Origin of the sequence: Vibrio sp. 10N.222.48.A3, from assembly GCF_041475345.1 — a bacterium.
Lineage (GTDB): Bacteria > Pseudomonadota > Gammaproteobacteria > Enterobacterales > Vibrionaceae > Vibrio > Vibrio tasmaniensis_A.
This window is the reverse complement of sequence record NZ_JBFRVX010000886.1, coordinates 1-6,660: the sequence shown is the minus strand read 5'-3', so window position 1 is coordinate 6,660 and position 6,660 is coordinate 1. Positions and strand designations below refer to the sequence as shown.

Genomic DNA, 6,660 nt, shown 5'->3' with positions numbered 1-6,660 from the left:
GGATATCAGTACTCTCGAAACTCCTTGTTGGGTATCTACAGTGATTGGAATCGCTACCATGCGTTCTGTACTAAAAATCGTATTAACACACTTCCAGCATCCATCACTGCTGTTCGGCGTTTTCTTGAGACTGAATCCAGTGAAAGAAAATTCGCGTCTTTGAAACGTTACACTGCAACACTTAGCTTGTTGCATACTGTGTTGAGCTTTGCTAACCCAATCAAGCATAGGCAAGTTCGTTTTACCCTGCTCCACTTGCAATCTCGAATGGCTGGCGACGCTAAACAAACCAATGCCATGACATCCGCACACCTCACAGAGTTAAACACGTTACTTTCCCATGAGAAATCGAGCTTAAAAGAGATCAGAGATATCGCGATTTATAATGTGATGTTCGAGTGTGCTTTAAAGCGGTCTGAACTAAAGGCGTTGTCGATGGATAATGTGGAGAGCGTTGAGAATGACTACCAGATTACAATAAAAGGTTCAGTGTATAGGCTATCGCGAGTAGCAAGCGCCGCACTTGAGCGTTGGTTTTCGTTTACCGGAACACAAGACGAGTTGCCTGTATTTCGTGCGATAGATAAACATGAAAATATCAGTCTGCAAGCTTTAGATGATTCGTCGATCTACAGAATATTGAGAAGAGCAAGTGACTTACTTCAATTGGCTGACAACCACCATTTCTCCGGGAACTCTATTCGTGTAGGTGCCGCACAAGAACTATCGAAACAAGGCCTTAAGGTGAGAGAAATTCAAGATTTTGGTCGTTGGCTCAGCCCTGCAATGCCTGCGCAATATGTGGGTTATTCGGGTACCTCTGAGAGTGAGAAGATGAAGTTTAAAGCACTAATCCCTTGGCAATGAGCTGATGGCTTTGTTAAGAGGCGGCTTGTTTATCTACGGTTTTTTATAGGCAGATTGTTAAGTCAATCAACTGACTTTGCAAACCAAAAGCTTCCGACTTAAAAACAAATAGCGCCTTGGTAGATAAGCTCAAGGCGCTATTTGTTATCTAATGAGTTATATAAAACGGCTAAGATATTTTGGGTGAACTAAAAAATGCTTGTTCTCACGCAGTTTTCTAAGAACTGGCTGAATTTGTGGCCGTCATGTTCAACCATTTTTGGGAACATGGAAATTGGCGTCATACCTGGGAAGGTATTCACTTCGTTCAGGTAGATCTCATTGTCTTGTGTTAAGAAGAAATCGATACGAGACAAGTGACGAAGCTTCATCTGCGTGAATACCTTGCGGGCGCTGTCTGCAATCAATTCACGCTGTTCATCGGTTAAGTTAGTTGCTTCAACTTCAGTAATTGAGTGGCTGTCTGCACTGTACTTCTCTTCGTAAGAGTAAAATGCGCCATTAGGTGCAATCACCTCGCCTGGCTTGCTTATCTGTAGCTCGCCATCGATTTCATAAGCGGCAACTTCTAGCTCTCTTGGCACCACGGATTTCTCAATAAGCACTTGATCAGAGAAGGTAAATGCCTTGTTGATTGCTCCGCTTAATTCTTCTGCTTGATTGACTTGGTAACAGCCAACGGAAGATCCCTGACGAGCCGCTTTGACGAACACTTTCCCCCAACTTTCAAAGGCTTGTGTCGCCTGTGCATGAGCTAGTTCAGTGTTGTCGGATAAGAACAGATAAGGCGTATTTGGGATACCCAGAGCGTCGTACCAAAGTTTTGATGTGATTTTATTGAAGCTGTTGTTGCTTGCTTCAGAACCACAACCTAGGTACGGAATCTTAGCCATTTCAAACAGTGATTGAATGTCACCTGTTTCGCCCGGGAAACCATGAATACATGGAACAATGAAATCGACTTTTGATTCTAAGTTGTCGCCACGTAAGGTTTGATCGTTAATATCAAGATAAACCAACTCACCAGAATCAAGACACCAGCCTTCGTTTTTAATTTCAACTCTCACAACGTTAAAATCTGCAACGCTATTAAGTTGTTCAAAAAGGTAATTGGCTGAAACGATCGACACTTCATGCTCTGAAGATCCACCGCCGCAAAGTAGAAGGATGTTTGTGGTGTTCATGGGTAAATTCGGTCCTTGAAACTAGGAATACTGACTTCAATGATAAACAAAAGTCGAAATAGGTACAGTGTTTTGAATGCTAAAATCGTCATCTAAGGAGTGAGCGATTAACTATTAAACAAAACTAACCGTCATAAAACAAAAGAAGGAGCATTTGCTCCTTCTTTATGATTTAAAACTTAGTTTAACTTGTTAAGCGTTGGGTATTCAGAGTTCTTGATATCATCAATGCTCTTAACGAATGGCTTTAAGTTTTGAAAACTGCTCGGCAAAGATGAAATCGCCTTTTTAGCGTCTAAGCGTGTCGCGTAGTCACCGTAAAGTACAGTGAACCACTTCGTGCCGTTAACCATTTTGTAGTTTTCCCAAATTGGCTGGGAAGTGGTTGGTAGCATTTTTACAAAAGAATCGACTTTGGCTTGGCTGCCAACAGCAACAACTTGAACTGTGTAACCAAAGCGTTGGTTCATGTCTTGTTGCTTCTTGGTTGGAGCTGTAATTGTTGCAACCGGCTTAGCTCTAGTCGTGTGAGTGATTTTTTGTTCTACAGGTGTGGTTCTGACAACGTTGACCACGTTCTCTTCAACAACGGCAGTCTGCTCAGATTGAGATACAACTGGAGCTTCAACTTTAGCCGTTTTGAACTCTTCTTGATAGCTATCTGACGTTACATTGGTAACGTAGTTGTCAGATACACATGCAGCCAAGAGCAGTGGCAAAGTCACAATTGCAAGTTTTTTCATGGAAAGCTCTATATCCTTAATAATAATTACTATAAATCATGCCGATACGTCGGTTTAGAATCAAGTTAACTTTGAGATTATACACCATTAGTGGGTGACCTATTTCACAAACTTTATGCAGTGTCTGCTTATTCATCTTAATTCGGTGAATTTGCCATCAACCCGTGAATGAAAAGTAAGTTACGATGAACTTACGTGCATTGCTAGGATATGTCTATGAATCATCTTGATCCCCTACTTAAACCCCGTTCAATCGCTGTTGTTGGTGCATCTCAACGAGAAACGCGTGCAGGATATATCGTCATGAACAATCTGTTACACGGGGATTTTAAAGGTGCGGTGATGCCGGTAACACCAAAATACGATTCTGTCGCAGGCGTCCTCTCTTACAAAAACATCTTGTCGCTACCTATCGTGCCTGACCTTGCTATTTTGTGCACTAATGCGACACGCAATGTGGCTATTTTTGAAGAGTTGGCCGAGAAAGGCATCGCTTCCGTCATTGTGCTCTCCTCCGACATGCAACAGCAAAGTGATAGCGGTGAAACGTTTGATGAGAGATGTATTGCAATAGCCAAAGCAAACAATATTCGGGTACTTGGTTCCAATAGCTTGGGAGTTATTGTCCCGTGGTTAAATTTGAATGCCTCTTTTTCTCCGGTGACGGCGCTGCCAGGTAAAATCGCCTTTGTTTCTCAATCCGCTGCAGTGTGTACAACGATTCTAGATTGGGCGAACGATAAAGAGATCGGCTTCTCGGCGTTTATCTCGATAGGTAATGGCAGTGACATAGAATTCTCAGAGCTGTTGGATTATCTGAGTACCGACTCTCACACCGAAGCAATATTGCTTTATGTTGATAGTATTAAAGATGCGAGGCGCTTTATCTCTGCTGCGCGTGCTGCGTCACGTAATAGACGAATTCTAGTGTTAAAAGGCGGGCGAACCGCTAAAGGCCGGGCGGCGGCCATGCTACATACTGGCGGTGCCGATACGTTAGATATTATCTATGACTCAGCGATCCGACGCAGCGGCATGTTGCGAGTTAAGAACTTACATGAACTGTTTGCAGCGGTAGAGACTCTGACTCATTCAGTACCACTACGTGGAGAGCGCTTGGCTATTGTGACCAATGGGGGCGGCCCAGCGATCATGGCGGTGGATACCCTTTTTGACCGTGGTGGTAAACTTGCCGAGTTTTCTGAAGATACGCTAGAGAAACTCAATAAGGTTTTGCCATTGAGTTGGTCTCAGAGTAATCCAATCGATATTGTTGGTGACGCCGGTGAGCAACGTTATATCGATACGATAAACATCTTGTTAGATGGTGATGAAGCGGATGCGATTCTTATCATGCACAGCCCTTCTGCGATCGCACATTCAGCTAAAACAGCTGAACGAATTATTGAAGCCATTAAAAAGCATCCTCGCCACAAGCGATTTAACATTCTAACGAATTGGTCTGGTGAGCTAACAGCAAAGCCAGCACGAAAGTTGTTTACCGAAGCGGGTTTCCCAACCTATCGAACACCTGAAAGTTCAGTAGTCGCATTCATGCACTTGGTCGAGTACAGACGTAACCAACGTCAGTTAATGGAAACGCCAACCACGGCAGAAAAAGTCCATATTGAAGATCTAGCAGATGCAAAAAATTGGATAGAACGACAACTACTGGATAAAGACACAGTTAGCCTTGATACGCATCAAAATAGCCAATTTTTCAAGCACTTCAACCTAGATGTATTACCAACTTGGATAGCTTCTGACCCAAGTGAAGCGGTACATATTGCCGAAACGATTGGTTACCCAGTCGCAGTTAAACTACGTTCGCCAGACATTGCACATAAGTCGGACGTGCAAGGAGTCATGCTTAATTTAAGAAACAGCAATGAAGTCGCCAATGCGGCTCAGGCGATTCTCGATCGCTCTCAACTGTCGTTCCCTACTGCGCATATTCATGGCTTGTTAATTCAAGGAATGGCCAAACTCGCCGGCGGGCAGGAGCTACGTGTAAAAGTGACAACGGACGAAACCTTTGGTCCTATCATTTTACTTGGTCAAGGAGGTTCTGAATGGGATGAATCCATTGACGCTGCTGCAGCCTTTCCACCACTCAATATGACACTGGCGCGTTACTTGATCATTCGAGCGATAAAAAGCGGCAAGATTCGTCTGCAAAAACTACCTAACCCGATTGATATTGAAGGTCTCTCTGAATTGTTGGTGCGTATATCTCAGATGGTAGTAGATTGCCCTGAAATACATGATTTGGATATCCATCCAGTACTGGCCAACGGAGACAAGTTCACGATATTAGATGCCGATATCATCTTGAAAGCATACCAAGGCGATCCTCAAGAACGTCTTGCGATTCGCCCTTATCCAGTCGAATTGGAAGAGAATATCGTACTTAAGGACGGCACTGAGGTGTTGTTACGCCCGATCCTTCCTGAAGACGAGCCGCTTCATGCTGATTTTATTCATCGTGTATCCAAAGAAGACCTTTACAAGCGTTTCTTTAGTGATGTGGGTGAATTCAATCATGAGGCGTTGGCTAACTTTACTCAGATTGACTTTGATAGAGAAATTGCATTTGTGGTCGTTCGAAAGGAACAAGGCGTACCCGCGATTATTGGCGTATCGAGAGCGCTGATTAACCCAGAGAACACCGATGCAGAGTTTGCTATTCTGATACGTTCCGATCTGAAAGGCGTCGGATTAGGTCGCATTTTGATGACTAAGGTTATTGACTACTGTCGTACAAAGCAGACCAAGCAGATGTCGGGTATGACGATGCCGACCAACCGAGGGATGCTGACACTAGCCCAGAAGTTGGGCTTCGAGCTAGATATCAGTTTTGAAGACGGCACTGCAGATATGGTGTTGCCGTTACTTTAACGCCCATGTTTTTTTTAGGTGTTGAATACACCAAGACTTGGCGTCGCCCATTTTGTTACGTCGCCAAGCCATTACGATGTCGATAAGCTGTGGTTCGGTACCCGAAATCTGTTGTAGAACGCCAGATTCAATCAAAGGTTTAGCTACACTATTCGGTAAGGTGCCGATCCCTAACCCTGCAGTTAGAGCCTCTACCTTGGCTGGGAAGCTTGTTACGGTTAAACGTGGCTGCTTTTCTAGAATATTGATGCTTAATGCAGGTTGGTCACGCGCTGTATCTGCAATTGCGATAACCCTGTAACTTTCTCTCGCCTTTTGGTCGAAATCACCAGAACGCTTATGAACGTAGTGATTTGATGCTGCAACCCATACCATTTCCATCTTACCGATAATGTCACTTTTCATATCGTTTGGTATGGTGTCAACCTTTGGGCACACCAATAAATCAGCTCGGCCGTCTGAAAGAGATTCCCAACATCCAGCTAGAATCTCTTCTTGTAATCGAACCCTAGTTTTACTTATTTTTCCGAGTTCATCGACTAATGGGAAGAAATTAGCAATCGGAATAATGCCATCAAAGGCAATCGTTAAATCCAACTCCCAGCCATTGGCAAGAATACTCGCGTCATTAACGAGCTGTTCAGTGGCACCAAGAATGATCCTTCCTTGCTCTAATATTAACTGCCCCGCTTCCGTGAAATTTGCACGGTGGCCTGAGCGATCAAAAATCATAATATCTAAGTCTTGTTCTAGCTTCTGGATTTGATAACTCAATGAAGAAGGTGCTCGGTCCATTTCATTAGCCGCTGCCGCGAAGCTTCCACGACGATCAATGGCATCTAATATGTGTAAGGCTTCAAGTGTTATTGGGCTATGCATAACTTTCCTACTTTGTAAGTGAGATCTTAATCACAAAAAGAGAAGCATTCACGTAGTGAATGGAACTGAAAAACTCTTTTTAATACATG

Annotated in this window: 5 protein-coding genes; 2 read left to right on the top strand and 3 right to left on the bottom strand. The window is 43.6% G+C overall.

Annotated features, from left to right (window positions below):
• The coding region (locus AB4653_RS21410; protein WP_372105290.1) for a tyrosine-type recombinase/integrase at positions 1 to 867 on the top strand (867 nt) is incomplete at its 5' end.
• Positions 868 to 1,055: 188 nt separating this feature from the next.
• Here AB4653_RS21410 and AB4653_RS21405 read toward each other — a convergent pair.
• Both AB4653_RS21405 and AB4653_RS21400 read right to left on the bottom strand, forming a co-directional pair.
• Positions 1,056 to 2,051, bottom strand: coding sequence for a D-alanine--D-alanine ligase (locus AB4653_RS21405; RefSeq protein ID WP_017100556.1), 996 nt, complete (start codon positions 2,049 to 2,051; stop codon positions 1,056 to 1,058).
• 179 nt (positions 2,052 to 2,230) lie between these two features.
• Positions 2,231 to 2,794: an SPOR domain-containing protein gene (locus tag AB4653_RS21400; RefSeq protein ID WP_009845372.1), complete on the bottom strand. Its 564-nt coding sequence runs from the start codon at positions 2,792 to 2,794 to the stop codon at positions 2,231 to 2,233.
• A gap of 216 nt (positions 2,795 to 3,010) precedes the next feature.
• On the opposite strand from AB4653_RS21400, the gene AB4653_RS21395 reads away from it, so the two are divergent.
• Positions 3,011 to 5,692: a bifunctional acetate--CoA ligase family protein/GNAT family N-acetyltransferase gene (locus AB4653_RS21395; protein ID WP_102250455.1), complete on the top strand. Its 2,682-nt coding sequence runs from the start codon at positions 3,011 to 3,013 to the stop codon at positions 5,690 to 5,692.
• Here the strand turns inward: AB4653_RS21395 and AB4653_RS21390 are convergent.
• Positions 5,684 to 6,571, bottom strand: a complete 888-nt coding sequence (locus tag AB4653_RS21390; protein ID WP_017100554.1) for a LysR family transcriptional regulator — start codon at positions 6,569 to 6,571, stop codon at positions 5,684 to 5,686. The two genes, AB4653_RS21395 and AB4653_RS21390, sit on opposite strands and share 9 nt — an antisense overlap.
• Between the last annotated feature and the right edge of the window lie 89 nt (positions 6,572 to 6,660).